We start from the raw sequence: 24,244 nt of genomic DNA, 5'->3' as shown, positions 1-24,244 counted from the left end.
CGTCGATCATCCGGTCCGCGGAGAGCGTCGAGCCCCGCGCGGTCAGCAGCAGCGCGAGGACGGCACGCTGGCGCGGGCCGCCGGGTTCGGCGGGCGCGCCGTCGACATCGGCGGCGAGCGGGCCGAGGACGCCTATCGCCACCACGGGGGGAATTTTAGGTCGCGCCCGCCGCCGCCGGTGCGCCGGGGAAGTCCCGGCGCACCGGCGGCGGTCGAGCGGCACACGGCCGACCGGCCGTCAGGCACCGCCGTCAGCCGGCGCACCGCGCCGTCCGGCGCCGTCAGCCGTCGAGGTCCCGCAGGTCCAGGCGGCGGAACTCGATGGTCTCGTACGACCCGGCCGTCCCCGTCTCGTACAGGACCCCGATCGTCTGGCCGTTGACCTGCACCAGGTCCGAGTACGCCGCCGGCTGCTGCGACAGTGTCGTCACCTTGGTGAAGTTGCGCCCGGCGTCGTCGCTGCGCCAGACGGCCATCTTCTCCCGCTTGGTCGGGTTCGAGGGCCCGGAGAAGAGCAGCGGCGCGTGCCGCCCGACGGGCTGCAGCACGCTCGCCTGGACGACGGGCACCTCGTTCAGGTCCGGCTGCACCCGGTACGGCCGGTCGAGGCTCGTGCCGCCGTCGCTGGAGTAGGAGTCGAGGCGGTTGCCCGCGGCGGTGCCGTTCTGGTCGCGGGTGCTGAAGTACAGGCGGCCGTCGGGCAGTTCGGCGGCGATGTTCTCGTTGCTGTTGATCTCGCCCTCGTACTGGTCGTCGATGAAGCCCGTCTTCCAGGTGCGGCCCCCGTCGTCGCTGTAGAGGGCGTGGGCGCCGTAGTACTTGGCCTCCTGCCCGGTGTCGGCGGAGCCGGCCGGCGGGGAGGTGGAGTGGTTGGACGGGATGACGAGCCGGCCGCGGTTCGGGCCGTGCTTGAGGGCGACGGCGTGGCCGGGACCGGTCGCGTACCAGCGCCACTGGGGCAGCTTGACGTCGGCGGTGATCTCCCGCGGCGCGTCGAAGGTGCGGCCGTCGTCGGTGGAGCGCTGTACGAAGACCCGCCGGCTCTGCTCGGCGGTGACCTCGCCGCGCATGATCTGCGCCTCGGTGACCTTGCCGCTGTTGTACGAGGTGACGAGCACCAGGTCGCCGGTCTTCGGGTCGACGACGGGCGCCGGGTTGCCACGGGTGTCGCCGCCGCCGGCGGCCACGACGGACATCGGGCCCCAGGTGCAGCCGCCGTCCTCGGAGCGGCGGACGACGACGTCGATGTTGCCGGTGTCCCCGGCACCGCCCACGCGGCCCTCGGCGAAGGCGAGGAGGGAGCCCCCGCCGGTCTTCACGGTGGCGGGGATGCGGTAGGTGGCGTAGCCGCCCTCACCGGATCTGTAGGGGACCGAGGATGTGCAGCTGGCCTTGCCGGACGCCGTGGCTCCGGCGTCGGCCGCGGCCGTGCCGGGGCCCACGGCCAGGGTGCCGAGGAGGGCGGTCGCGGAGAGGAACAGGAGGCTGGTCGAGGTACGCATGCGGCGACTCCGAAGTCATGGGACGTAGGAGGTGGGATGTCTGATCGCAAAACGTAGAGGGCGCGGCGGCGCGAGGCAAGACCCGGGACGGCGGGAAAGATCGCACCAACGCGCGGGCCCCCGGGCGTTCGTATGCGATCGTGTGCGGGAATCGAGCTGGTTGGACAGGGGAACGCACCCGCGGGCCCGTGCACCGAAGGGGCTCAACAGGCGGACGGAGGAGGCCGGGTGGCGAGCACGGGCGAGATACGGCGGGCACGGTACGCCGTCGCGGCGGTGTTCGCCGCGCACGGCGCGGTCACCGGCAGCTTCGCCACCCGGGTCCCCTGGGTGCAGGACCACGCCGGGATCAGCGCCGGGCAGCTCGGCCTCGCACTCGCCATGCCCGCGCTCGGCGCCGCCACCGCGATGCCGCTCGCCGGCCGGATCAGCCACACCTTCGGCGCCCGCCGCGCGCTGCGCGGGCTGATGGTCCTGTGGTGTCTCGCACTGGTGCTGCCGGCCCTCGCGCCCGGGCTCGCGACGCTCTGCGCGGGCCTGTTCGTGTACGGCGCGACGGCCGGCATGGCGGATGTCGCGATGAACGCCCTCGGCGTCGACGTCGAACAGCGGCTCGGCCGCTCGATCATGTCCGGGCTGCACGGCATGTGGAGCGGCGGCGCACTCGCCGGCTCCGCGGCCGGCACCGTCGCCGCGCACACCGAGCTGGACGGCCGGGTGCACTTCGCGATCGCCGCCGCCGTCCTCACCGCGGTCTCGGCCCTCGCCTGCCGCTGGGTGCTGGCACCCGTCGCGCACGCCGACGAGGAGCCGCCGCCGCACTTCGCGCTGCCGCCGCGCTCGGCGCTGCTCATCGGCGCGGTCGGGTTCTGCGCGGTGTTCGCCGAGGGCGCCAGCCTGGACTGGTCGGCGGTCTACCTGCGCGACGAGATGGGCTCCTCCCCCGGCCTCGCCGCCGCGTGCACCACGGGCTTCGCGCTGACGATGGCCGTGGCCCGGCTGGTGGGCGACGCGGTCGTCGAACGCCTCGGCCCGGTGCGCACGGTGCGTCTGGGCGGGGTGCTGGCGACGCTCGGCGGGGTACTCATCGTCACCTCCTCCGCCGCGGCGCAGGCGATGGCCGGGTTCGGGCTGCTGGGGCTGGGCATCGCGGTCGTCGTGCCGGTGGTCTTCGCGGCGGCGGCCCGGTCCGCCAACGCGCCGAGCCAGGCGATCGCGGGGGTGGCGACGATCATGTACGCCTCGGGGCTGATCGCCCCGGCCGCGATCGGGCAGGTCGCCGACGCGACGTCGCTGACCATGTCGTTCGGGCTGGTGACGGTGCTGGCCACCGGGCTCATCGCGGGCGCGGGACTGCTGCGCGGGCGGCGCTCGGAGACGAGGGCCAAGGCGCCCGGCGCCGTACCGGATCCGGCACCCGCGCCGGGCACGGAGACGTAAGGGACGCGCGGCCCGTACGAGCCGTCAGCCCACCGCCTTCGCCGCCGCGCGGCCCGCGGCGCGGCCGGAGAAGAGGCACCCGCCGAGGAAGGTGCCCTCCAGCGAGCGGTACCCGTGGACGCCGCCCCCGCCGAAGCCGGCGGCCTCCCCGGCCGCGTACACACCCGGCAGCGGCTCCCCGCCCTCGGCGAGCACCCGCGACGACAGGTCGGTCTCCAGCCCGCCGAGGGACTTGCGGGTGAGGATGTTCAGCCGTACGGCGATGAGCGGGCCGTTCTTCGGGTCCAGGAAGCGGTGCGGGGAGGCGACGCGGATGAGCTTGTCGCCGAGGAAGTTGCGGGCGCCGCGCAGTGCGGTGATCTGCATGTCCTTGGTGTAGGCGTTGTCGATCTCGCGGTCGCGGGCGGTGAGCGTGCGGCGCAGCGCGTCCTCGTCGATGAGCTTGTCGCCGGTCAGCTCGTTCATCCGGCGGACGAGGGTGCCGAGGTCGCGTTCGACGATGAAGTCGGCGCCGTTGTCCATGAACGCCTGCACGGGCCCCGGCGCCCCGGAACCGGCCCGGCCGAGCACGTCGCGCACACTCTTGCCGGTCAGGTCCGGGTTCTGCTCGCTGCCGGAGAGCGTGAACTCCTTCTCGATGACCTTCTGGCTGAGGACGAACCAGGTGTAGCCGTGGCCCGACTTCATGATGTGCTCCAGCGTGCCGAGCGTGTCGAAGCCCGGGAACAGCGGCACGGGCAGCCGACGGCCGGTCGCGTCCAGCCACAGCGACGAGGGTCCCGGCAGGATGCGGATGCCGTGCCGGGCCCAGATGGGGTTCCAGTTCTCGATGCCCTCGGTGTAGTGCCACATCCGGTCGCGGTTGATCAGCCGGCCGCCGGCGGCCCCGGCGACGTCGAGCAGCAGCCCGTCGACGTGTGCGGGGACGCCGGAGAGCAGCTTTTCCGGCGGGGTGCCGAGGCGCTCGGGCCAGTGGGCGCGGACGAGGTCGTGGTTGCCGCCGATGCCGCCGGAGGTGATGATCACCGCCTGGGCACGCAGTTCGAAGGTGTCGGCCGCCTCCCGGCCGCTGGCGGTGCCCCGCGGGGCGTCGCTGGGTTCGAGGATCTCGCCGCTGACGGTGTCGACGGTGCCGCCGCTGCGGGCCAGGCCGGTGACGCGGTGCCGGAAGCGCATGTCGACGCGGCCGAGTTCGGCGGCCTCGCGCACCCGCCGCTCGAAGGGGGCGACGACGCCGGGTCCCGTGCCCCAGGTGATGTGGAAGCGGGGTACGGAGTTGCCGTGGCCCTCCGCGTCGTAGCCGCCGCGCTCGGCCCAGCCGACGACCGGGAAGAACGACATGCCCATGGCGCGCAGCCAGGCGCGCTTCTCGCCGGCGGCGAAGTCGACGTACGCCTCGGCCCACTTGCGCGGCCAGTGGTCCTCGGCCCGGTCGAATCCGGCGGTGCCGAGCCAGTCCTGCCAGGCCAGCTCGCGGCTGTCGCGGATGCGCATGCGGCGCTGCTCGGGCGAGCCGACGAAGAACAGGCCGCCGAAGGACCAGTGCGCCTGGCCGCCGAGCGCCTGCTCCGGCTCCTGGTCCAGCAGGATGACCTTGCGTCCGGCGTCGGCCAGCTCCGCGGTCGCGGCGAGGCCGGCGAGCCCCGCTCCGATCACGATGACGTCGGCGTCGTAGACCATGGCTGCCGCCCCTTCGAAGGTTACCGGTGGGTTCAGATCCTGTTGACTGGGCGCCCGCCCGTCAACCGCCGGACGCCGGACACTTTCCCCGCCCGCGGGCGGGGGCGGGTCGGCCGCGAGGTGGGCGGGGGCGTTCGGTTAGGGTCGAGGCCGTGAGCGACCCCGAACGTCCGTCCGCCGTGCGGCTGTGGTTCTCGCCCCGGCGGCTGCGCGCCGAGGGCCGCACGCCGGACTACCGCTTCTCGCTCGCCAACGAGCGGACGTTCCTCGCCTGGGTACGGACCGCGCTGGCGCTCGTCGGCGGCGGCATCGCCGCGGACCAGTTCCTCGACGAGATGGCCCGCCCCATCCGTACCGCCATCGCCGCGGTGCTGCTCGTGGGCGGCGCGGTCTGCGCGGTACGGGCCGTCAACCACTGGATCCGCTGCGAGCGCGCGATGCGCCGCGGCGAGGACCTGCCGGAGTCCCGCTTCCCCGGGCTGCTCGCCGTGGGCACGGCGGTGGCGGCGGTCGCGCTGATCGTGGCGGTGCTGGTGGGGACCAGGCGGTGAGCGACGCCCGGGACCCCGCGGCGCAGCCGGAGCGGACGCGGCTCGCGTGGCGGCGTACGACGCTGGCGTTCGCGGTCGTGGTGGTGCTGGAGATACGGCGGGTGGTCGTCGAGGGCGGCTCGGCGGGCGGGTACGCCGGGCTGTCGCTGGCACTGTGCACGTGGCTGGTCTTCCTGGTGGTGGGTCAGCGGCGGATAAACCAACTGGCCGCCGCCGCACCGGCGGCGATGGCCCCGGGGCTCGCGCTGGGCGCGGGCCTGTGCCTGGTGGCGTCGGCGACGTCCGCGGCCGTGCTGCTCATCTGAGGCCCCCGCGGCGGCCGTCCGTACGCCCCGCGTCCGCTCACCGGTCGCCGGTGGGCCGCCGTCCGTGCCGGTGCGTGGTCCTAAGCTCGCAGGCAGCACCGCAGCGCGGGCAGGAGTTGCCTTGAGGGGGACATGCGCATGGCCGTCACCGTGCCGCTGATCGTCGTGATGGGGGTGTCCGGCTGCGGCAAGACCACGGTGGGCCGGGAGCTGGCCGAGCGGCTGAACGTGCCGTACGCGGACGGCGCCGACATCGGCCGGGAGGCCGGTCTCACCGGCGCGTTCGGCGAACCGCCCCACGAAGCCGTCGCCGGCTGGCTGCGCAGGCGGGCCGCGAGCGGCGGCGTCGTCAGCCGGCCCGCGCTGCGCCGCCGTGACCGCGACCGGCTCGCGGCGGCCGTGCCGGGGCTGTACTTCCTGCACCTCGACGGCTCGCGGCGACTCGTCGACGCACGGCTGGCCGAGCGCAAGGAGCTGTTCGTGCCGCACGACGTGCTGGACGCCCAGTTCGCGGCGCTCGAACCGCTGGCGCCCGACGAGCACGGGGCGGCGGTCGGCATCGAGGGCACCCCGGAGCAGATCGTGGACCGCGCGGTCGACGCCGCCCGCACGCCGTACTGCGTGCAGCTCGCCACCGGCGTGCACGCCTACGTCCAGCCGGACGGCGGCTGGTGCCTGAGCAACGCGGGCTTCGTCAGCGACGGCACGACGACGCTGCTCGTCGACACCGCCGCCACCGAGCCCCGGGCACGGCTGCTGCGCGAGGCGGTCCTGGCCAGCGGGGCGCCGGACCCGGCGCTCGTGGTCAACACCCACCACCACGGCGACCACACGTACGGCAACAGCGTCTTCGCGCCCGCCACGGTCGTCGGCCACGCCGCGTGCCGGCAGCAGGTGCTCGCCGCGGGGCGCCATCTGGAGCTGGTGTGGCCGGAGGTGGAGTACGGGGACGTGCGGCTGACGGCTCCGGACATGACGTACACCGAGTCGATGACGCTGACCGCCGGCGGCAGGGAGGTGCGGCTGCTGCACCCGGGCCCCGCGCACACGGTGGGCGACACCGTGGTGTGGCTGCCGGAGCAGCGGGTGGTGTTCGCCGGGGACATAGCGCTGTGCGGCGGGACGCCGTTCGTCGCGTTCGGCTCGCTCGGGGGGTCGCTGCGGGCGCTGGAGCGGCTGCGGTCGCTGGGCGCGGAGACGGTGGTGCCGGGGCACGGTCCGGTGACGGACGCGGGGGTGTTCGACGCGGTGGAGCGGTATCTGCGCTACGTCGGCGAACTGGCCGCGCAGGGCCGCGCGGCGGGCCGGACGCCGCTGGAGACGGCGCGGGCGGCCGACCCGGAGGCGTTCGCGGAGCTACGGGAGCCGGAGCGGCTGGTGGCGAACCTGCACCGGGCGTACAGCGAGCTGGCGGGCGAGCCGGAGGGCCATCCGCTGGACGCGGCGGAGTACTTCGCGGACATGGCGGCGCTGAACGGCGGTGAGATGATGCCCTGTCATGCGTAGCGCCTGCGGCACGCGCGGCGGGGCGGGCGGGGCGGAGGGCTTCGGGGCGCCGGGGGGCACGTGTGCGGTCGGAGGCGTCGCGCAGGGCTCGGCGTGCACGGCCCGGTCCGCGGCCGTTCCGGCCCCGCCGGTGGCTCACCCGGGACCGGCACGTACCCCGGTCGCCGGTCGTGCCGTGCCGTCGCGTGGCCCCGCCGGCGGCGCGCGGGCGGTCCCGGGCGCCGCGCCCTGGACGACATACCGACCGGTCGGCATTATGGGGGGCCGGGTCCGTGCCTCCGGGCCCGTCGACCGCCGCCCCCGGAGGGAACCCGTATGAGCGACGACCACCCGCCCGGCCTCGACCCGGACGCGCTGCGCCGCCACCTCGACGCGCAGCTCCCCGGGCTCGTCCGCGGCGGGCTCCGCGCCCGGCTCATCGAGGGCGGCCGGTCCAACCTCACCTACGACGTCACCGACGGCACCGGCCGCTGGGTCGTCCGCCGGCCCCCGCTCGGCCATGTCCTCGCCACCGCACACGACATGGCCCGCGAGCACCGCGTGCTCACCGCCCTGCACCCCACCCCCGTCCCCGTACCGCGGACGCTGCTGCTCTGCTCCGACGAGGCCGTACTCGGCGCCCCCTTCTACGTCATGGAGTTCGTCCCCGGCACCGTGTACCGCACGGCCGGGCAACTGGCGCCGCTCGGCCCCGCGCGCACCCGCGCCGTGACCGACGGCCTCGTCGACACCCTGGTCCGCCTGCACGCCGTCGACCCCGCCGCCGTCGGCCTCGGCGACTTCGGCCGCCCCGACGGCTTCCTGGAGCGCCAACTCCGCCGATGGGGCAAGCAGCTCGACGCCTCCCGCAGCCGCGAGCTGCCCGGCATCGACGAGCTCCACGACGCCCTCGCCCGCGATCTACCGCCGGCCGCCGTGCCCGTCGTCGTCCACGGCGACTACCGCCTCGACAACGTCCTCGTCGACGCCGCCGGCACCGTGACCGCCGTCCTGGACTGGGAGATGTCGACGCTCGGCGACCCGCTCACGGACCTCGGCCTGCTGGCCATGTACAGCACCCCCGCCGGCGCCGACTCCCCCATCGCCACCACCGCCGACGCCCCGGGACACCCGACCGCCGCCGAGCTCGTCGCCCGCTACGCCGAGCGGTCCGGCCGGGACGTCTCCCGCGTCGCCTGGTACACGGCCTTCGCGTACTTCAAGCTCGCCGTGATCCTGGAGGGCATCCACTACCGCTTCACGCTCGGCCGGACCGTCGGCGCCGGCTTCGACCGCATCGGCGAGCTCGTGCCCCGCTTCATCGCGGGCGGCCGCACCGCTCTGCAGGAAGGCTGACCGGCCATGGACTTCGCACCCGACGCGCGCACCGGGGAACTGCGCGAGCGCCTGCTCGCCTTCATGACCGAGCACGTCCTCCCCGCGGAACCGGTCGCCGCCGCCCAGCTCGCCGAGCAGGGCGACCCGTGGGTGCACCCGCCCGTCGTGGCCGAGTTGCGCGCCGAGGCGCGCAGGCGCGGGCTGTGGAACCTCTTCCTCCCCGACCACACGTACGGCGCGGGTCTGACGAACCTGCAGTACGCACCGCTCGCCGAGATCACCGGCCGCAGCCCCCACCTGGCGCCCCTGGCGCTCAACTGCAGCGCGCCGGACACCGGGAACATGGAGCTGCTGGCCCAGTTCGGCGACGCGGAGCAGCGCACGCGGTGGCTGGAGCCGCTGCTGGAGGGCCGTATCCGCTCGGCGTTCGCGATGACCGAGCCGGCCGTCGCCTCCTCCGACGCCACGAACGTCGAGACCAGGATCGAGCGGGACGGCGGCTCGTACGTCGTCAACGGCCGCAAATGGTACATCTCCGGGGCGATGAACCCGGACTGCGCCGTCTTCATCGTCATGGGCAAGACCGACCCCGACGGGCCGGACCTCCGCCGCCAGCAGTCCATGGTCCTCGTCCCGCGCGACACCCCGGGCCTCACGGTCCGCCGGGCCATGCAGGTCTACGGCTTCGAGGACCATCTGCACGGCGGCCACGCCGAGATCGTGCTCGACGACGTACGGATCCCGGCCGCGCACCTCATCGGCGAGGAGGGCGGCGGCTTCGCCATCGCGCAGGCGCGGCTGGGTCCCGGCCGTATCCACCACTGCATGCGGCTGATCGGCATGGCGGAGCGGGCGATCGAGCTGATGTGCCGGCGGGCGGTGGAGCGTTCGGCGTTCGGCAAGGAGCTGGCGCGGCAGGGTGTGGTGCAGACGTGGATCGCGGACGCGCGGGTGGCGGTGGAGCAGTTGCGGCTGCTGGTGCTGAAGACCGCGTGGCTGATGGACACGGTCGGCAACCGCGGGGCGCACACGGAGATCCAGGCCATCAAGATCGCCGTGCCGCGGGAGGTCACCGGCATCCTGGACCGCGCGGTCCAGTTGCACGGCGCGGCGGGCGTCAGCCAGGACACGCCGCTGGCCGGGCTGTGGGCGTCGGCGCGCACGCTGCGGCTGGCGGACGGTCCCGACGAGGTGCACCAGCGGTCGCTGGCCCGGCGCGAGCTGCGGAAGTACGCGCCGGGCGGCTGAGCGTGAGCCGTACGGGCGGGGGTGCGCGGCTCCGTACGGCCGCGGCCCGCCGGAGCTACGGACGCAGGGCGCGCATCAGCAGCTCCGCCAGGTGGTCGCCGATCTCGCGCGCCGACATCGGCCCGTCCACGCGGTACCAGCTCCCCAGGTGGTGCAGCGCGCCGAAGTGGTAGTCCACCACCAGGTCGGCCGGGGTGGCGGTGGAGAACACGCCGCCGGCCTGGCCCTCCTCGATCAGACCGCGGAAGCGTTCGTGGTAGCGCCGCCGCTCCGCCCGTACCTCCTTGAACTTCTCCGGGCTCAGCATGTGCATCGAGCGGAAGAAGATGAGCGCGTCCTCGTGGTGGTCGACGGTGGTGACGACGACGTCGGCCGCCGCCGCCCGCAGCCGCTGTTCGACCGGGGCGTCCAGCGCCGCGAAGTGGTCGAGGCGCTCCTGCTGGAGCCGCAGGAGGCGGCCGTAGATCTCGTGGAGCAGATCGTCCTTGGAGCCGAAGTAGTGGTAGAGGGCGCCCTTGGTGACTCCCGCGGCCTCGACGAGCTCCTGCACCGAGGTGCGGTCGAATCCCCGCTCCGCGAAGAGCCTCGTGGCGGCGGCGAGCAGCCGCTCCGGCACCGTCCCGCTGTTTCCGCCCGTCGTCGTCGCCATGTTCTCGCCCTTCGTCGTCCCGGCCTCCAGTGTCGGTCCCGGAACCCCGGCCCGTCCCGGCGTCCCGGAAGGTCCGGGGGCCTTCCGCGTCAGCCCTGGCCCTGCTCCAGTGTGCGCTGCAGCCGGTTCATGCCGGTCAGCCAGCGGTCCGGGTCGGTGGCGCGCAGCGCACTGTAACCGGCGACCTCGGGGTGCGGCAGGATCAGGAAGCGGTCCTCGGCGATGCCGGCCAGGACGGCGTCGGCGACCTCCTCGGGCTCGATGGCGCCGGGGGCGAGGACGAGGTCGCCCGCGGCGCCGGTGGCGCGGAGCATGCCGGTGCGTACGCCCTGGGGGCAGACCGCGTGCACGGAGATGCCGCGGTGGCGGTACGTGAGGGAGAGCCACTCGGCGAAGGCGAGCGCCGCGTGCTTGGTGACGGCGTACGGGGCGGCGGCGACCATCGAGAGCAGTCCGGCGGCCGAGACGGTGGCGACGAACCGGCCCTCGCCGCGCTCCAGCCACTCCGGCAGCAGCTCGCGCGCGGCGCGCACATGGGCCATGACGTTGACGTCCCAGGCGGCGGACCAGTCGTCGTCCGGGGCCTCGGGGCCGCCCGCGGTGGCGAGGCCGGCGTTGGCGCAGAAGAGGTCGACGCCGCCGAGCGCCTCCCGGGCGGCGGTGACGGCGCCGGAGGCGTCGCCGGGCAGCGCGACGCCGCCGATCTCGGCGGCGACGGCGCGGGCCCTGGCGGCGTCGAGGTCGTTGACGGCCACCCGGGCGCCCTCGGCGGCGAGCCGCCGCGCCAGCGCGGCGCCGATGCCGGCGCCGCCCCCGGTGACCACTGCCCGCGCGTCTTGCACGCCGCCCACGGTGCCCGCCTCCCCACAGTTGCCGACTTTGCGCAGACTAACCGGTCGGTATGTCGGGAGGGAAGGTCACCGGCGGGAGCCGGCCCCGGCGCGGGGCCGTTGACAGCGTTCCGCAGCGCGACCATGCTAAGCAGTCGCTTAGACGATCCCGCCGCACCCTCGCCCGCCCCGGGAGGCACGCCATGGCAGAGCCCCGCACGTTCACCTCGGTCGACGAGCTGAAGGGCGCGGTGGGCGAGCAGGTGGGGCCCACGGACTGGGTGGAGATCGACCAGCGGCGCATCGACATGTTCGCCGAGGCGACCGGGGACCACCAGTGGATCCACGTCGACCCGGAGCGGGCCGCCGCGGGCCCGTTCGGCGGGACCGTCGCCCACGGCTACCTCACGCTCTCGCTGCTGCCGCTCTTCGGCCCGCAGCTCATCGAGGTCGCGGGCGTGCGCATGGGCGTCAACTACGGCACGAACAAGGTGCGTTTCCCCGCGCCCGTCCCCGTGAACTCCCGGCTGCGGGCGTCCGCGACGATCGTGGACGTCACCGAGGTCGCGGACGGCGTGCAGCTCGCCGTGCGGTACACGATCGAGCGCGAGGGCGGCGAGAAGCCCGTGTGCGTCGCGGAGTCGGTGGTCCGCTACTCCTTCTGACCGCCCCGCTCGCGGCCACTCAGCCCGGGGCGCCCGGCGCGTCCGGTGCCGCGACCATCCGGCCGACCAGATCCGCGTACAGCGCCGCCAGTTCGTCCGGCGGCCGGCTGCCCGCCGCGCTGAACCACCGGGCCACGTCCACGCAGAGCGACAGCACCGCCAGCGCCGTCCCCGGCACGTCGGCCACCGCGAACTCGCCGTCCCGTACGCCGTCCTCGATGATCCCCCGCACCAGCCGGTCGATGTCCCGCCGCAGCGCGACGATCTCCGCGTAGTGCTCCTCGCCGAGCGCCGCCAGCTCGTACTGCACCACGCGCGCCGTCGTGTGGTGCTCCGCGTGCCAGCGCACGAAGGCCCGTACGGCGCGCGCCAGCCGCTCCCCCGCCGGGCCCTCGGACTCGGCCGCCGCGGCGATGATCGCCCGCGCCCGCTCGTGGCCGACCCGGCTGATGCGGAAGAGCAGCTCTTCCTTGGTCCTGAAGTGGATGTACAGCGCGGCAGGGCTCATCCCGGCGCGGCCGGCGATGTCGCGGGTGGTGGTGGCGTAGTAGCCGCGCTCCGCGAAGGCCTCGACCCCCGCGGTGAGCAGCCGCTGCGCCGCTTCCGGCTCGACGCCGCCCCAGGCCGCGGGGTCCTGGACGTCCTGCATGCTCGCTCTCCGCTCTCCCGGGTGCAGCGTGAACACCCTACCCCCGACGCTGAGCAAGCGCTTAGGGCCGTGCGGACCGGGTGCGACCCCCCGGCGCGCGGGCGCGGCGGGCCCGCGGATCCGGCCCGTGACCTCGCGGTTGGCGCTGATGGTTTCCGGTGCGCGCGCTCTAAAATGTGCCCCATGGCGCGCCCCCGCAAGCCCCTGCTGAGCCATGAGCGCATCGTCACGGCGGCGCTCGCCCTCGTCGACGCCGAGGGGCTGCAGGCCGTGTCCACCCGACGGCTCGCGGCCGAACTGGGGGTCAGCGGGCCGTCGCTGTACAACCACTTCACCACGAAGGACGAACTGCTGGACGCCGCGGTCGACGCCGTGGTCGCCGAGGTCGACCTGTCGATGTTCGCGGACGGCTCGCCGTGGCCCGAGGCGCTGCTCGCCTGGGCCAGGTCGTACCGGGCGGCGCTGGCCGCGCACCCGAACATCGTGCCCGTGCTCGCCCAGGGCCCCGGCCGCAGGCCGGCGGCGCTGCGGCTGGCGGACGCCGTGTTCGGCGGCATGGTCGCGGCGGGCTGGCCGCCGGCGCAGGCCACCCGGGTCGGCGCGCTGATGCGGTATTACGTGGCCGGATCCGCGCTGGGCTCGTTCGCGGGCGGCTTCGTCGCCGACCCCGCGGCGTACGACCCGGAGGACTACCCGCACCTCGGCCGGGCGCATCTGCTGGCGGCGCACCGCCAGGAGGTGGACGAGGGCGCCTTCGAGACCGGGCTGCGGGCGCTCGTGGACGGGCTGAAATTGCAGTTCGCCCAGCTCAGCGGCCAGCCGTCGGTCTGACGCGGGCGGGACGCGGGGATGCCGCCCGGCAGGCCGCGGGCGGGGCTATGATCCCGCAATGGCCGACCTGGTACGCGTGATCTACCGCAAGTACGACGGCACTCTGCACTGGAACTCGACCATGCGCCGCCTCGGCGAGGACGAACACGGCGTGTGGCTCGGCCAGCCCGCGGGCGGCACCACGCGCAAGGGCACGGGCCCGCCCGTGATCATGGAGTGCGCGCACGTGGCGCTCTTCCCCCGCGACGCCTGGTGGACCGCCGAGTTCAACGCCCCGCCGCGGCGCACCGATCTCTACGTGGACATCACCACGCCGCCGCGGTGGCGCTCGGCCGCGGAGGTCACGATGGTCGACCTGGACCTCGACGTCGCCCGGCGGCGCGGTGAGGACACACCGCGGCTGCTGGACGAGGACGAGTTCGCCGATCACCGGGTCCGCTACGGCTACTCGGAGGAGACCGTCGCGCGCGCGACGGCGTCCGCGGAGTGGCTGATGACGGCGGTGGCGGCGGGCACGGAGCCGTTCGCCGGGGCGTACCGCAGGTGGCTCGAACAGGTGGCGGAGGGCTAGCCCGGACGACGCGCCCCGACCGGCCGGTGACCGTCGCGTCGAGAGGCGTGAATTCGCAGGTCCGGTGTCGGTCGGCCGACCTACCATGGCGGGCATGGCCCGATCGAACAGCCCCCGCGCCCGCCCCGTCCCGCCACGCCCGGCCGGCGGGCACCGATGAGCGCCGGGACGCGGGACGCCCCCGTGGCCGATCCGCTGCGCGGGCCGACGCTCGCGGAGTTGCGCCGGCGGACGTCGATGAAGTGGCGGGAGTATCCGCCCGACGTGCTGCCGCTGTGGGTCGCCGAGATGGACACGCGGCTCGCCGCGCCCGTCGCCGAGGCGGTGCACGCGGCGATCGACCTGGGCGACACGGGATACGCGACCGTCGAGCCGTACGCGCAGGCGCTGGCGGAGTTCGCCGGGCGCCGCTGGGACTGGCGGGTGCCGGCCGAGCGGTGCGCCCTCGTGCCGGACGTGATGCTCGGCATCGTCGAGGTGCTGAAGCTGGTCACGGCCCCGGATGACGCCGTCGTCGTCAACTCCCCGGTCTACCCGCCGTTCTACGCCTTCACCGAGCATCTGGGCCTGCGCGTGGTCGAATCCCCGCTCGGTGAGGACCGCCGCATCGACTTCGCCGCCCTGGACGCGGCGTTCGCCTCCGCGCGCGCCGGCGGCCACCGCGCGGCGTACCTGCTGTGCAGCCCGCACAACCCGACCGGGACCGTGCACACCGCCGCCGAGCTGGCGCAGGTCGCCGCGCTCGCCGGGGAGCACGGGGTGCGGGTCGTCGCCGACGAGATACACGCCCCGCTGGTGCCGCCGGGCGCGCGGCACGTGCCGTATCTGACCGTCCCCGGCGCGGAGCGGGGCTTCGCCCTGCTCTCGGCGTCCAAGGCGTGGAACCTCGCGGGGCTGAAGGCGGCGGTCGCCGTCGCCGGCGAGGAGTCGGCGGGCGAGCTGGCGCTCATGCCGGAGGAGGTGTCGCACGGGGCGAGCCACCTGGGCGCCATCGCGCACGTGGCCGCCTTCCGGCACGGCGGTCCGTGGCTGGACGCGCTGCTCGCCGGGCTGGACGAGAGCCGACGGCTGCTCGGGTGGCTGCTGTCGGAGCGGCTGCCCGGCGTGGAGTACCGCGTTCCGGACGGTACGTTCCTGGCCTGGCTGGACTGCCGCGCGCTGGGGCTCGGGGACGACCCCGCGGCGGTGTTCCTGGAGCACGGGCGCGTGGCGCTGGCGTCGGGGATCCCGTTCGGCACGGGCGGCGCGGGCCACGCGCGGCTCAACTTCGCCACCTCGCCCGAGGTGCTGACCGAGGCGGTGGACCGGATGGCCGCCGCGTTGCCCGAGCCGGGAGGCAGGCCATGACCGACGACGTGACGGCGGACCGCCAGGAGGACGGGGCGGCCGGCAGGAGCGGCACCGCGGCGCCGCGCGGCGGCGCGGGCGCGGGATCGCGTACCCGCAAGGCGGCAACGCCCGCCGGCCGCCCGCCCGTGCACGCCTTCCGGGACGACGCCCTCGGCGCGCACGACGCCGTCGCCCTCGCCGCGCTCGTCCGCGACGGCGAGGTCGGTGCCGGGGAGCTGGCCCGGGCCGCCGTCGAGCGGATCCGGCTCGTCGACCCCGAGTTGCACGCCGTCGCCGTCCCCGCCTACGACACGTACGAGACGGACGACGCGGCCACCGGCCCGCTCGCCGGCGTGCCCACCCTGCTGAAGGACAACACCGACTACGGCGGCCTCCCCACCGGCCACGGCAGCGCGGCCTTCACCCCGCACGCCGCGCCGCGGCACGCGCCGTTCACGCGCCAGTTCCTGAGCACCGGCATGACGTTCCTCGGCAAGACCCGGCTGCCGGAGTTCGGCTTCAACGCCAGCACGGAGTACGAGAACGACGAGCCGGTCCGCAACCCCTGGCACCCGTCCTACTCCCCCGGCGGCTCCTCCGGCGGCAGCGCCGCGCTCGTCGCCTCCGGCGCCGTGCCGATCGCGCACGCCAACGACGGCGGCGGCTCCATCCGCATCCCCGCCGCGTGCTGCGGGCTCGTCGGCCTCAAGCCGACCCGGGGCCGGGTCGTGGCCAACGAGACGGGCCGCCGGCTGCCCATCGACATGGTCGGCGACGGGGTGCTGAGCCGGTCCGTGCGCGACACCGCCGCGTTCCTCGCCGCGGCCGAACGGCACTGGCGCAACCCGCGTATGCCCCCGCTCGGCCTGGTCGAGGGCCCGGGCACGCGCCGGCTGCGGATCGGCCTGGTCGCCGAGTCGCCGACCGGCGCCCCGACCGACGCCGCCACCCGCGCGGCCGTCGCCGCGGTCGCCACCGCGCTGGCGGGACAGGGGCACACGGTCGAGACGTACGCGCTGCCGCTGGACGGGCGCTTCGAGCAGGACTTCATCGCGTACTGGGGCATGCTCGCGTTCCTCGCGGGCGCGGGCGGCCGGTTCGTGTACGACCGGCACTTCGACGCGCGCCGGATGGACGGGCTCAGCAAGGGCCTCCGCGCGACGTACGTGCGCCGGATGCACACCACCCCGGCGTTCCTGCGCCGCCTGCGCCGCGCGGCGGACGAGGCGTACGACGCGGCCCTCACCCGCTACGACGTACTGCTGTCCCCGGTCCTCGCGCACACCACCCCGCGCCTGGGCCACCTCTCGCCCAACGTCCCCTACGAGGAACTGCTGAACCGCCTGCGCGCATACGTGGCCTTCACCCCCATCAACAACATCAACGGCAGCCCCGCCCTCTCCCTCCCCGCCCCCGCCACCGACCCGGCGCCCGCGGACGGCATGCCGACGGGCGTGATGCTCTCGGCGGCCCACGGCGACGAACGCACCCTGCTGGAGCTGGCCTTCGCCCTGGAGGCCGACCTGCCCTGGCGCCGGATCCAGGACGCCTGAGAAGGACGGGAGAAGCGGCAGGGCCGGCCGCGGTACGGACCAGGTGCCCGGCCGGCCGGGCACCTGGGTTCGGCGGGGGTGGTTCGGCGTACCACCCTCCGCCGCCCGGCCCGGGGACCGGGCCGTCGCCGCCGCCCCTCGCGGCGACGACGGGTCTCGTGGGGCGGGGCTCAGCCGCAGTCGGCCTCTCTCGCGCCCGCGGACCAGCGGACGCCGCCGAGGAGGTGGCGGACGAAGTCCGGCTCGGCGTACGACTCGGCGGTGGGGCCGCCACAATGGGGAACGACCGGCTGCGCTCTACTCCTGGCCAGGTAAAAGGCGTTCGGGCACCGCCAGGGATGCAAGTGGCGAACTGTCACACTCCATTACATACTAGGAAAAGGTGCCACAAGGCACAGTGCTGGGTAAGGGCCGCCTGACCACCTGGCGTCAACCGACACCACACGTGATCAACCCGGCATTCCGCGACGGCCGGCGGGCGGCTGTGAGAGAGGCCGGCCGGGGTCCGGCCGGGAACTCCGCGTTGGGCATCCATCCGAAAGCCGGGCCCGCATGGGTCCCCCCCCCACACGAATGGACTGCATATGATGAACTCGCGCAGCAGGAAGACCGCCGCTGCCGCCGCCGGTGCCTGCATACTGTCCCTGGCCGTGGCCGTCCCCGCCTCCGCAGAGGGCACGGCGCAGAAAGACACCGAGGTGTCCGTCTTCCACGGTGTTCCGGGCCTCACGGTCGACGTGTTCGCCAACGGGGACGCATTGGTTCCCGACTTCAAGCCCGGCACCCTGACCGAGCCGCAGCCGCTGGCACCCGGCACCTACGACATCGAGGTCTTCCCCGACGGGGAGGGCCCCGACGGCGAACCCGCCATCCAGAAGAGCGTCGAGGTCCCGGCCGGGGCGAACGCCACGATCGCGGCCCACCTCAACGCGCAGGGCGACCCCACGCTCACCGCTTTCGTCAACGACACCTCCAAGGTCCCGGCCGGCGAGTCGCGGCTGACCGTCCGCCATGTGGCTGCGGCACCCGCCGTGGACGTCCGCGCGGACGGCAAGCCGGTCATCGAGGGCCTGACCAACCCCAACGAGAAGTCGCTCAAGGTGCCCGCCGGCACGGTGAGCGCCGATGTCGTCCTGGCCGGGACGGACACCGTGGCCATCGGCCCCGCCGACCTCAACCTCGCCGAGGGCACCCACACCATCGTCTACGCCTGGGGCAGCGCCGAGGACGACAACCTGGCACTGAAGACGCAGACGATCAGCGGCGTGGGTTCCTAACCACACGGTGCGAGCGCCGGTGAGAGCGGCGCGATGGCCGGCGACAACAAATCCGCCGCCGTCTGGTTCGCCTCGGGGACCACGGGTGCCGTCGCGGTTGCCGGTCTACTGGCCTCCCGCCGCCGGCGCAGCCGGAGCAACTGACAGACGGGCATGCGTTCCTCCACCGAGGGCGCGCGCCTCTCCGCGGCGGCCGTCGGGGCCGCCGCGGTTGTCGCCGCCGTCCTGTCGGCGCTGCTGGTCTGGTCCCTGTGGCCGACCGGTGCCCCGGTGCCGCCGGACTTCGGCGACCGGGCCATGAAGGGTTATCCGGCGTGCCGCCCGTTCACCGGCCGCCGCTTCCCCCGCTCCGAGAAGTGAGGACACCGCGGACCGGCCGTCAGGGCGCCTCCTTTCCGCGCGCCGGCACGGCCGTCACGTCATCCGGCTGACCGCGGGGTGCGGACGGCGGCGGGCGCTCAGAACACCACGAGCGCCCGGCCCCCGCGCCCCTCCAGCATCGCGTCGAACGCCGCCGGGATGCCGTCGAGCCCGATGCGCGCGGTGACGAGCCCGCCGAGGTCCAGCTCGCCGGCGCGGACGTGCGCGGCGATGGCGGGCAGGTCGCGGGCCGGGTCGCTGTTGCCGTAGACGCAACCGGCGAGCGTGCGGCCGAAGGAGAACAGCTCCAGCGCCGAGAACGAGACCCGCTCATCCTGCCCGCCGATGCCGACGACCGTCGTCCGCCCGCCGCGCCGGGTGGAGGACCAGGCGGTACGTATCGACTCCGCCCGGCCGGCGCACTCGATCGCCACGTCGGCGCCGATCCCGGCCGTCAGCGTACGGATCCGCTTCGCGGTGTCGCGCTCCGCGCCCGGCGCCGCCAGGACGAAGTCGGTGGCCCCCGCGGCGAGCGCCAGCCCCTCCTTCGCCGGCGACACGTCCACCGCGACCAGCGGCCCGGCGCCCGCGATCCGGGCGGCCTGCAGCACCGCGAGACCCACGCCGCCGGCGCCGAAGACGGCGACCGACTCCCCGGCCCGTACCGCGGCGGCGTGGTGCACGGCGCCCCAGCCGGTGAGCACGGCGCAGCCGAGGAGCGCGGCGTCGGCCAGCGGCACCCCGGCGGGCAGGGGCAGCACGGCGCGCGCGGGGACGACGGTCTCCTCGGCGAAGGCGGCGGTGCCCAGGCCCGGGTAGAGGCCGGCGCCGTCGCGGGTGGCGTACGGCTCGGCCGCGGCGGCGCCGGCCGCGGCGCAGAGCCACGGCTCGCCGAGGCCGCAGTAGTGGCACGCGCCGCAGGAGGGCGCCCAGTTGAGGACCACCTCGTCGCCGGGGGCCACGCCGCCGACGCCCTCGCCGACCGCGACGACGGTGCCGGCGCCCTCGTGGCCGAGCACCGCGGGGGCGGGCTGGCGCAGCGTGCCGTCGGCCAGGGAGAGGTCGGAGTGGCAGACGCCGGCGGCGGCCAGCCGGACGCGCACGCGGCCGGGGCCGGGCGCGGGGAGGTCGATGTCGGCGAGTTCGAGCGGGGAGCCGATCGCGGGCAGGACGGCGGCGCGGGTCATCGGGGGCTCCGTATCTCCGGGTGGCGGCGTGGGTGCGTACGTCAGAACTGCAGCGACTTGGTGTGCAGGAACTCCGCGAGTCCGGCCACTCCCAGCTCGCGGCCGATGCCCGACTGCTTGTGGCCGCCGAACGGCGCCAGCACGTCGAACTTCCCGCCGTTGACGACGACCGTTCCGGTCTCCATCCGCCGTGCGAACGCCGCCGCCGTCGCGTCGTCGGCCGCCCACACGGCGCCGGCCAGGCCGTAGACCGTGCCGTTGGCGATGCGCAGGGCGTCGTCCTCGTCCTCGTACGGCATGACCGCCAGCACGGGCCCGAAGATCTCCTCCTGGGCGATGGCCATGTCGGGAGTGACGTCGGCGAAGACGGTGGGCTGGACGAAGTAGCCGCGCTCGCTCCCCGCGGGGGCCCCGGCACCGCCGGCGAGCAGCACGGCGCCTTCCGCGGTGCCGCGCTCGATGTAGCCGCGGACGCGCTCGCGCTGGGCGGCGCTGACGACCGGCCCGAGGCGGGTGGCGGGGTCGCGGGGGTCGCCGGGCGCGTACGTGGCCAGGGCGGTGGTGGCGAGGGTGAGCGCCTGCTCGTACGCGGACCGGTGGACGAGCATCCGGGTCCAGGCGGTGCAGGTCTGGCCGGAGTTGGCCATGACGTTGGCGACGCCGGCGGTGACGGCCCTGGCGAGGTCGGCTCCGGGCAGGATGACATTGGCGGACTTGCCGCCCAGCTCCAGCGCCACGGGCTTGACCGCCGCGCCCGCCGCCGCGGCGACGGCCCGCCCGACGGCGGTGGACCCGGTGAACGACAGGAAGTCGGTGCCGGGGTGCTCCACCAGCGCCCGGCCGGCCTCGGCGCCGTACCCGGTGACGACGCCCAGGACGCCGGGCGGGAAGCCGGCCGCGGCGACGGCCTCGGCGAAGATCCGCGCGACCAGCGGGGTGTTCTCGGCGGGCTTGAGGACCACGGTGCAGCCGGCGGCGAGCGCCGGGGCGGCCTTGGCGACGATCTGGTGCAGCGGGTAGTTCCACGGCGTGATCGCGCCGACGACGCCCACGGGCTCGTGCAGGACGGTGGCGGTCCCGGCCTTCTCCTCGTACGGGTACGAGGCGCCGATCTCCGCGTACGCCGCGCAGACGGCGACCGGCACCGCGGCGTGCACCTTCCGGCTGAACGTCAGCGGTGCGCCCAGCTCCGCGGTGACCGTCGCGGCGACGTCCTCCGCCCGGGCGGCCAGCGCGTCGCCGAGCGCCCCGACGTACGCGGCCCGGGTGGCCGGCGGGGTCGCCGCCCAGCCGGGGAACGCGGCGCGGGCGGCGGCGACGGCGGCGTCCACGTCGGCGGCGGTGCCGGCCGGGACGGTGGCGATGACCTGCTCGTCGGCGGGGTCGACGACCTCGATGACACCGTCGCCGGCGGCGGGCTGCCAGCGGCCGTCGATGAACATGCCGTCGTGAGCCTGCATCGGTACGTCTCCCGGTGGGTCGGCGGTGTGCGTACGGCACCAAACTAGCGCCGGTAGTTTTCGGCGCCCAGGCCGTCCGGGCGTGCGGTGGGTCACGCGCCCCGGGTGGCGCCGCCCGCGTCCACCTGAGACCATTCCTATGGTTCCCCATAGGAATCGTGACGGGAAGACGGGCGGTACCCCATGACCAGCAGCGCAGAGCAGGCACGGTCCGAGCAGGCGGGCGGCGGGCAGGAACGCGCCGAGCGGGCACGCAAGACCGCCGAGGGGCTGTCGTACCTCTCCGGCTTCGGCAACCAGCACAGCACCGAGGCCGTCCCCGGCGCCCTGCCCACCGGCCGCAACTCCCCCCAGCGCGCTCCCCTCGGGCTCTATGCCGAGCAGTTGTCCGGCTCCGCGTTCACCGAGCCCCGCGCCCACAACCGGCGCTCCTGGCTCTACCGCATCCGCCCCTCCGCCGCCCACCCCCGCTTCCACCGAGCGGACAACGGCGCGCTGCGCACCGCCCCGTTCACCGAGGCCGTCCCCGACCCCAACCGGCTCCGCTGGAACCCGCTGCCCGAACCCCCGCCCGGCACCGACTTCCTGGCCGGCCTGTGGACCCTCGGCGGCAACGGCGACGCCGCCCAGCGCACCGGCATGGCCATCCACCTCTACGCCGCCAACGCCCCCATGACCCGCGTCTTCTCCGACGCCGACGGCGAACTCCTCGTCGTCCCCGAACGCGGCGGACTGCTGCTGCGCACCGAACTCGGTCTGCTGCGGGCCGAGCCGGGACACGTCGCCCTCATCCCGCGGGGCGTCCGCTTCCGCGTGGAGCCGCTGACCGCGGGCGCCACCGCGCGCGGCTACGTCTGCGAGAACTACGGCAGCCCCTTCGTCCTCCCCGAGCTCGGCCCCATCGGCGCCAACGGCCTGGCCAACCCCCGTGACTTCCTCGCGCCGGTCGCGGCGTACGAGGAGACGGCGGGCCCGGTCGAGGTCGTCAGCAAGTTCTGCGGCAACCTGTGGACGGCCACGTACGACCACTCCCCGCTCGACGTCGTCGCCTGGCACGGCAACCACGTCCCGTACGTCTACGACCTGCACCGCTTCAACGTCATCGGCACCATCAGCTACGACCACCCGGACCCGTCCGTCTTCACCGTCCTCACCTCGCCCTCCGACACCCCGGGTCTCGCGGGCGTCGACTTCGTCGTCTTCGCGCCGCGCTGGCTCGTCGGCGAGGACACCTTCCGGCCGCCGTACTTCCACCGGAACGTGATGAGCGAGTACATGGGCCTCGTCGAGGGCGCGTACGACGCGAAGACCGCCGGACCGGGAGGTTTCGTGCCCGGCGGCGGCTCGCTGCACAACATGATGTCCGCGCACGGCCCCGACCAGGAGACCTTCGACCGCGCCTCGGCCGCCGAGCTGAAGCCGCAGAAGATCGACGACGGGCTGGCGTTCATGTTCGAGACCCGCTGGCCGGTCACGCTCACGCCGCAGGCGCGCGATGCCGGGCACCTGCAGCAGGGCTACGACGACGTATGGCGGGGGCTGCGGCAAGAATTCAGGGCATGACCGGCCTCTTCGCCCCCGACTCCCTCCAGCTCAACCGCAAGCTGCCGCTGTGGTACCAGGTGTCGCAGTCCCTGCGCGCCTCGATCCTCGGCCGCCCCCCGGACGCGCCCCTGCGGCTGCCGACGGAGGAACGGCTCGCCGAGCACTACGGCGTCAGCGTGCTCACCCTCCGCCAGGCCCTCAAGGAGCTGGAGGAGGAGGGCCTGATCACCCGCCACCGCCGCCGCGGCACCTTCATCGAGGCCACCGCCCGGCGCACCGCCCCCGTCCGGCTGCTGGGCTCGGTCGACGCGATCGTCGCCCAGCAGTCCGGGGACCGCACGACGCTCCTGGCCCACGGCCCGGCCCCCGTCCCCGCGGACCTCGCCGGGTACTTCCCGGACCTCGCCGAGGCCATGACGTACCGCCGTCTGCGCCACGACGGCGCCACCGGCGAGGCCACCAACTGGGCCGACAACACGGTCCACCCGGAGGCGGCGGCCCGTATCGACCCGGCGGACCTGGAGCGCTGGCCGATGACGAAGGTCCTCCGCGACCGCGCCGGCATCCGCATCGCCCGCATCACGGACACGGTCACCGCCACCCTGGCGGAACCGGAGACGGTCGAGTTGCTGGGCGTCCCGCTGCTGAGCCCGATCCTGCACTACACGGGCGTCTCGTACGACGACGGCGGCCGGGTGGTGGACGTGGCCAGGATCCGCTACCGGGGCGACCGGTTCTCGTTCAGCGTGACGCTGGAGGCTCCGTAGGAGCGTCCGGTCCGCTTCGGCCGAGCAGCCGCGCCTCCTCGGCCGTGAGCCGGACCGCGCCCGCGGCGACGTTCTCGGTGACGTGGTCGGGGTTGCCCGTGCCGGGGATGGCCAGGACGTGCGGGCCCTGGTGGAGGGTCCAGGCCAGGCGGACCTGCGCGGGGGTGAGGCCGTGGGCACGGGCGGTGTCGCGGACCTCCTCGGTGTCCGTACCCGAGGGTCCCGCCTCCCGGCCCTCGCCCGCGATGGCGAAGAACGGCACGTAGGCGATGCCCTGTTCGCCGCAGGTACGCAGCAGGGCCTGCTCCTCGTCGTCCGCGCCGACGCCGAAGGCGTTCTGGACGCAGACGACCGGGGCGATGGTCCGGGCCTCGGCGAGCTGTCCCGCGCTGACGTGGGAGACGCCGAGGTGGCGTACGAGCCCGGCGGTGCGGCACTCGGCGAGGGCGCCGAAGTGGTCGGCCAGGGAGCCGTCCGCACGCCGGCGGCTGGGCGGGAGGCGGAGGTTGACGAGGTCGAGGTGGTCGCGGCCGAGCTGGCGCAGGTTCTCCTCGACCTGGCCGCGGATCTGCGCGGGCTCGGCCCACTCCCACGCGCCCGACGGATCGCGGCCCGCCCAGACCTTGGTGGCGATGACGAGGTCGTCGGGGTACGGGGCGAGGGCGGAGTTGATGAGTTCGTTGGCGGCCCGGCGCGGGGAGAAGTAGAAGGCGGCGGTGTCGATGTGGTTGACGCCGAGCTCGACGGCCCGCCGCAGCACGGCGTGGGCCCGCGCCCGGCCGCCGGCGTCCGGCTCCGCCGCGGCGGGCAGCCGCATGGCGCCGAAGCCGAGGCGGTGGACGGTGAGGTCGCCGAGCTGCCAGGTGCCGGCGGCGTCCGCGGTGATCGCTGGGGAGGTCATCGGCGGAGTCTGACACGGGTGCGCGCCGATCCTTGAACGAGCCCGAGCCACGGGCCACGGGCAACTACGGTGATGCGGGTGACGATGGTCGAGGTTGTGGCACGCGTGCGGGTCAGGAGCG

22 protein-coding genes and 2 pseudogenes are annotated in these 24,244 nt (G+C 74.8%); 15 read left to right on the top strand and 9 right to left on the bottom strand.

The genetic code is table 11. The features are described 5' to 3' along the window. Positions 1-281: 281 nt before the first annotated feature. Positions 282-1,502 (bottom strand): sialidase family protein, encoded by a 1,221-nt coding sequence (locus tag ABGA99_RS17020; protein ID WP_347578693.1) that lies wholly within the window; start codon positions 1,500-1,502, stop codon positions 282-284. 228 nt (positions 1,503-1,730) lie between these two features. Between ABGA99_RS17020 and ABGA99_RS17015 the strand changes: the two genes are divergently transcribed. After that, positions 1,731-2,942, top strand: a complete 1,212-nt coding sequence (locus ABGA99_RS17015; protein WP_347578694.1) for an MFS transporter — start codon at positions 1,731-1,733, stop codon at positions 2,940-2,942. A gap of 24 nt (positions 2,943-2,966) precedes the next feature. Here the strand turns inward: ABGA99_RS17015 and ABGA99_RS17010 are convergent, their stop codons facing one another. Then, entirely contained in the window at positions 2,967-4,622 is a 1,656-nt protein-coding gene (locus ABGA99_RS17010) for an FAD-binding dehydrogenase (protein ID WP_347578695.1), read from the bottom strand. Positions 4,623-4,774: 152 nt separating this feature from the next. Between ABGA99_RS17010 and ABGA99_RS17005 the strand changes: the two genes are divergently transcribed. The 5 genes from ABGA99_RS17005 (at position 4,775) to ABGA99_RS16985 (ending at position 9,549) form a co-directional block, all read left to right on the top strand. Next, positions 4,775-5,173 carry a DUF202 domain-containing protein gene (locus ABGA99_RS17005; protein WP_018837424.1) on the top strand — a complete coding sequence of 133 codons (399 nt, stop codon included), beginning with the start codon at positions 4,775-4,777 and terminating at the stop codon, positions 5,171-5,173. Further along, on the top strand, positions 5,170-5,478 hold the full coding sequence (locus ABGA99_RS17000; protein ID WP_347578696.1) for a DUF202 domain-containing protein: 309 nt from the start codon (positions 5,170-5,172) through the stop codon (positions 5,476-5,478). The genes ABGA99_RS17005 and ABGA99_RS17000 overlap by 4 nt, the downstream gene beginning before the upstream one ends. Positions 5,479-6,060: 582 nt before the next feature. Further along, positions 6,061-6,984, top strand: a complete 924-nt coding sequence (locus tag ABGA99_RS16995; protein ID WP_347578789.1) for an MBL fold metallo-hydrolase — start codon at positions 6,061-6,063, stop codon at positions 6,982-6,984. A gap of 315 nt (positions 6,985-7,299) precedes the next feature. After that, positions 7,300-8,319, top strand: a complete 1,020-nt coding sequence (locus ABGA99_RS16990) for a phosphotransferase family protein (RefSeq protein WP_347578697.1) — start codon at positions 7,300-7,302, stop codon at positions 8,317-8,319. 6 nt (positions 8,320-8,325) lie between these two features. Next, a complete protein-coding gene (locus ABGA99_RS16985; protein ID WP_347578698.1) occupies positions 8,326-9,549 on the top strand; it encodes an acyl-CoA dehydrogenase family protein in 1,224 nt (407 codons plus the stop codon). Positions 9,550-9,604: 55 nt separating this feature from the next. Here the strand turns inward: ABGA99_RS16985 and ABGA99_RS16980 are convergent, their stop codons facing one another. Both ABGA99_RS16980 and ABGA99_RS16975 read right to left on the bottom strand, forming a co-directional pair. Then, the gene (locus ABGA99_RS16980) at positions 9,605-10,198 is read right to left on the bottom strand and encodes a TetR/AcrR family transcriptional regulator (RefSeq protein ID WP_347578699.1); all 594 of its coding nucleotides are present in this window, start codon (positions 10,196-10,198) and stop codon (positions 9,605-9,607) included. 89 nt (positions 10,199-10,287) lie between these two features. Further along, positions 10,288-11,049: an SDR family oxidoreductase gene (locus ABGA99_RS16975; RefSeq protein ID WP_347582934.1), complete on the bottom strand. Its 762-nt coding sequence runs from the start codon at positions 11,047-11,049 to the stop codon at positions 10,288-10,290. A gap of 182 nt (positions 11,050-11,231) precedes the next feature. On the opposite strand from ABGA99_RS16975, the gene ABGA99_RS16970 reads away from it, so the two are divergent. After that, complete coding sequence (locus tag ABGA99_RS16970) at positions 11,232-11,693, top strand: MaoC family dehydratase (protein WP_347578701.1); 462 nt, start codon at positions 11,232-11,234, stop codon at positions 11,691-11,693. A 19-nt stretch (positions 11,694-11,712) separates the two neighbouring features. Here ABGA99_RS16970 and ABGA99_RS16965 read toward each other — a convergent pair whose 3' ends face one another. Beyond that, positions 11,713-12,342: a TetR/AcrR family transcriptional regulator gene (locus ABGA99_RS16965; protein ID WP_347582933.1), complete on the bottom strand. Its 630-nt coding sequence runs from the start codon at positions 12,340-12,342 to the stop codon at positions 11,713-11,715. A 183-nt stretch (positions 12,343-12,525) separates the two neighbouring features. Here ABGA99_RS16965 and ABGA99_RS16960 point away from each other — a divergent pair, with 183 nt between their 5' ends. From ABGA99_RS16960 to ABGA99_RS16945, 4 genes are all read left to right on the top strand, one after another. Then, the gene (locus ABGA99_RS16960) at positions 12,526-13,173 is read left to right on the top strand and encodes a TetR/AcrR family transcriptional regulator (protein WP_347582932.1); all 648 of its coding nucleotides are present in this window, start codon (positions 12,526-12,528) and stop codon (positions 13,171-13,173) included. Between the two features lie 58 nt (positions 13,174-13,231). Continuing rightward, positions 13,232-13,744, top strand: a complete 513-nt coding sequence (locus ABGA99_RS16955; protein ID WP_347578704.1) for a DUF402 domain-containing protein — start codon at positions 13,232-13,234, stop codon at positions 13,742-13,744. A 156-nt stretch (positions 13,745-13,900) separates the two neighbouring features. After that, positions 13,901-15,091 carry an aminotransferase class I/II-fold pyridoxal phosphate-dependent enzyme gene (locus ABGA99_RS16950; protein ID WP_347582931.1) on the top strand — a complete coding sequence of 397 codons (1,191 nt, stop codon included), beginning with the start codon at positions 13,901-13,903 and terminating at the stop codon, positions 15,089-15,091. Continuing rightward, positions 15,088-16,626, top strand: a complete 1,539-nt coding sequence (locus tag ABGA99_RS16945; protein WP_347578706.1) for an amidase — start codon at positions 15,088-15,090, stop codon at positions 16,624-16,626. Before ABGA99_RS16950 ends, ABGA99_RS16945 begins: the two co-directional genes overlap by 4 nt. A gap of 176 nt (positions 16,627-16,802) precedes the next feature. On the opposite strand, the pseudogene ABGA99_RS16940 reads toward ABGA99_RS16945, so the two are convergent. Then, positions 16,803-16,898 (bottom strand): annotated as a pseudogene (locus ABGA99_RS16940) (ThuA domain-containing protein); the annotation flags it as partial. A gap of 312 nt (positions 16,899-17,210) precedes the next feature. Between ABGA99_RS16940 and ABGA99_RS16935 the strand changes: the two are divergent. Both ABGA99_RS16935 and ABGA99_RS16930 read left to right on the top strand, forming a co-directional pair. Next, positions 17,211-17,900: pseudogene (locus ABGA99_RS16935) on the top strand (DUF4397 domain-containing protein); the annotation flags it as partial. A 156-nt stretch (positions 17,901-18,056) separates the two neighbouring features. After that, positions 18,057-18,263: a hypothetical protein gene (locus ABGA99_RS16930; RefSeq protein WP_347578707.1), complete on the top strand. Its 207-nt coding sequence runs from the start codon at positions 18,057-18,059 to the stop codon at positions 18,261-18,263. Between the two features lie 98 nt (positions 18,264-18,361). Here the strand turns inward: ABGA99_RS16930 and ABGA99_RS16925 are convergent, their stop codons facing one another. After that, positions 18,362-19,450, bottom strand: coding sequence for an alcohol dehydrogenase catalytic domain-containing protein (locus ABGA99_RS16925; protein ID WP_347582930.1), 1,089 nt, complete (start codon positions 19,448-19,450; stop codon positions 18,362-18,364). A 41-nt stretch (positions 19,451-19,491) separates the two neighbouring features. Next, positions 19,492-20,910: an aldehyde dehydrogenase family protein gene (locus ABGA99_RS16920; RefSeq protein ID WP_347582929.1), complete on the bottom strand. Its 1,419-nt coding sequence runs from the start codon at positions 20,908-20,910 to the stop codon at positions 19,492-19,494. Between the two features lie 183 nt (positions 20,911-21,093). Here ABGA99_RS16920 and hmgA point away from each other — a divergent pair, with 183 nt between their 5' ends. Continuing rightward, positions 21,094-22,473 carry a homogentisate 1,2-dioxygenase gene (hmgA, locus tag ABGA99_RS16915; protein ID WP_347582928.1) on the top strand — a complete coding sequence of 460 codons (1,380 nt, stop codon included), beginning with the start codon at positions 21,094-21,096 and terminating at the stop codon, positions 22,471-22,473. After that, the gene (locus ABGA99_RS16910; protein WP_347578711.1) at positions 22,470-23,222 is read left to right on the top strand and encodes a GntR family transcriptional regulator; all 753 of its coding nucleotides are present in this window, start codon (positions 22,470-22,472) and stop codon (positions 23,220-23,222) included. The genes hmgA and ABGA99_RS16910 overlap by 4 nt, the downstream gene beginning before the upstream one ends. On the opposite strand, the gene ABGA99_RS16905 is transcribed toward ABGA99_RS16910, so the two are convergent. Further along, entirely contained in the window at positions 23,197-24,123 is a 927-nt protein-coding gene (locus ABGA99_RS16905) for an aldo/keto reductase (RefSeq protein ID WP_347582927.1), read from the bottom strand. The two genes, ABGA99_RS16910 and ABGA99_RS16905, sit on opposite strands and share 26 nt — an antisense overlap. Between the last annotated feature and the right edge of the window lie 121 nt (positions 24,124-24,244).

It is taken from the genome of Streptomyces sp. B5E4, assembly GCF_039871555.1.
GTDB lineage: Bacteria > Actinomycetota > Actinomycetes > Streptomycetales > Streptomycetaceae > Streptomyces.
The sequence above is the reverse complement of the archived record's forward strand: the minus strand, read 5'-3'. Positions and strand labels throughout refer to the sequence as shown.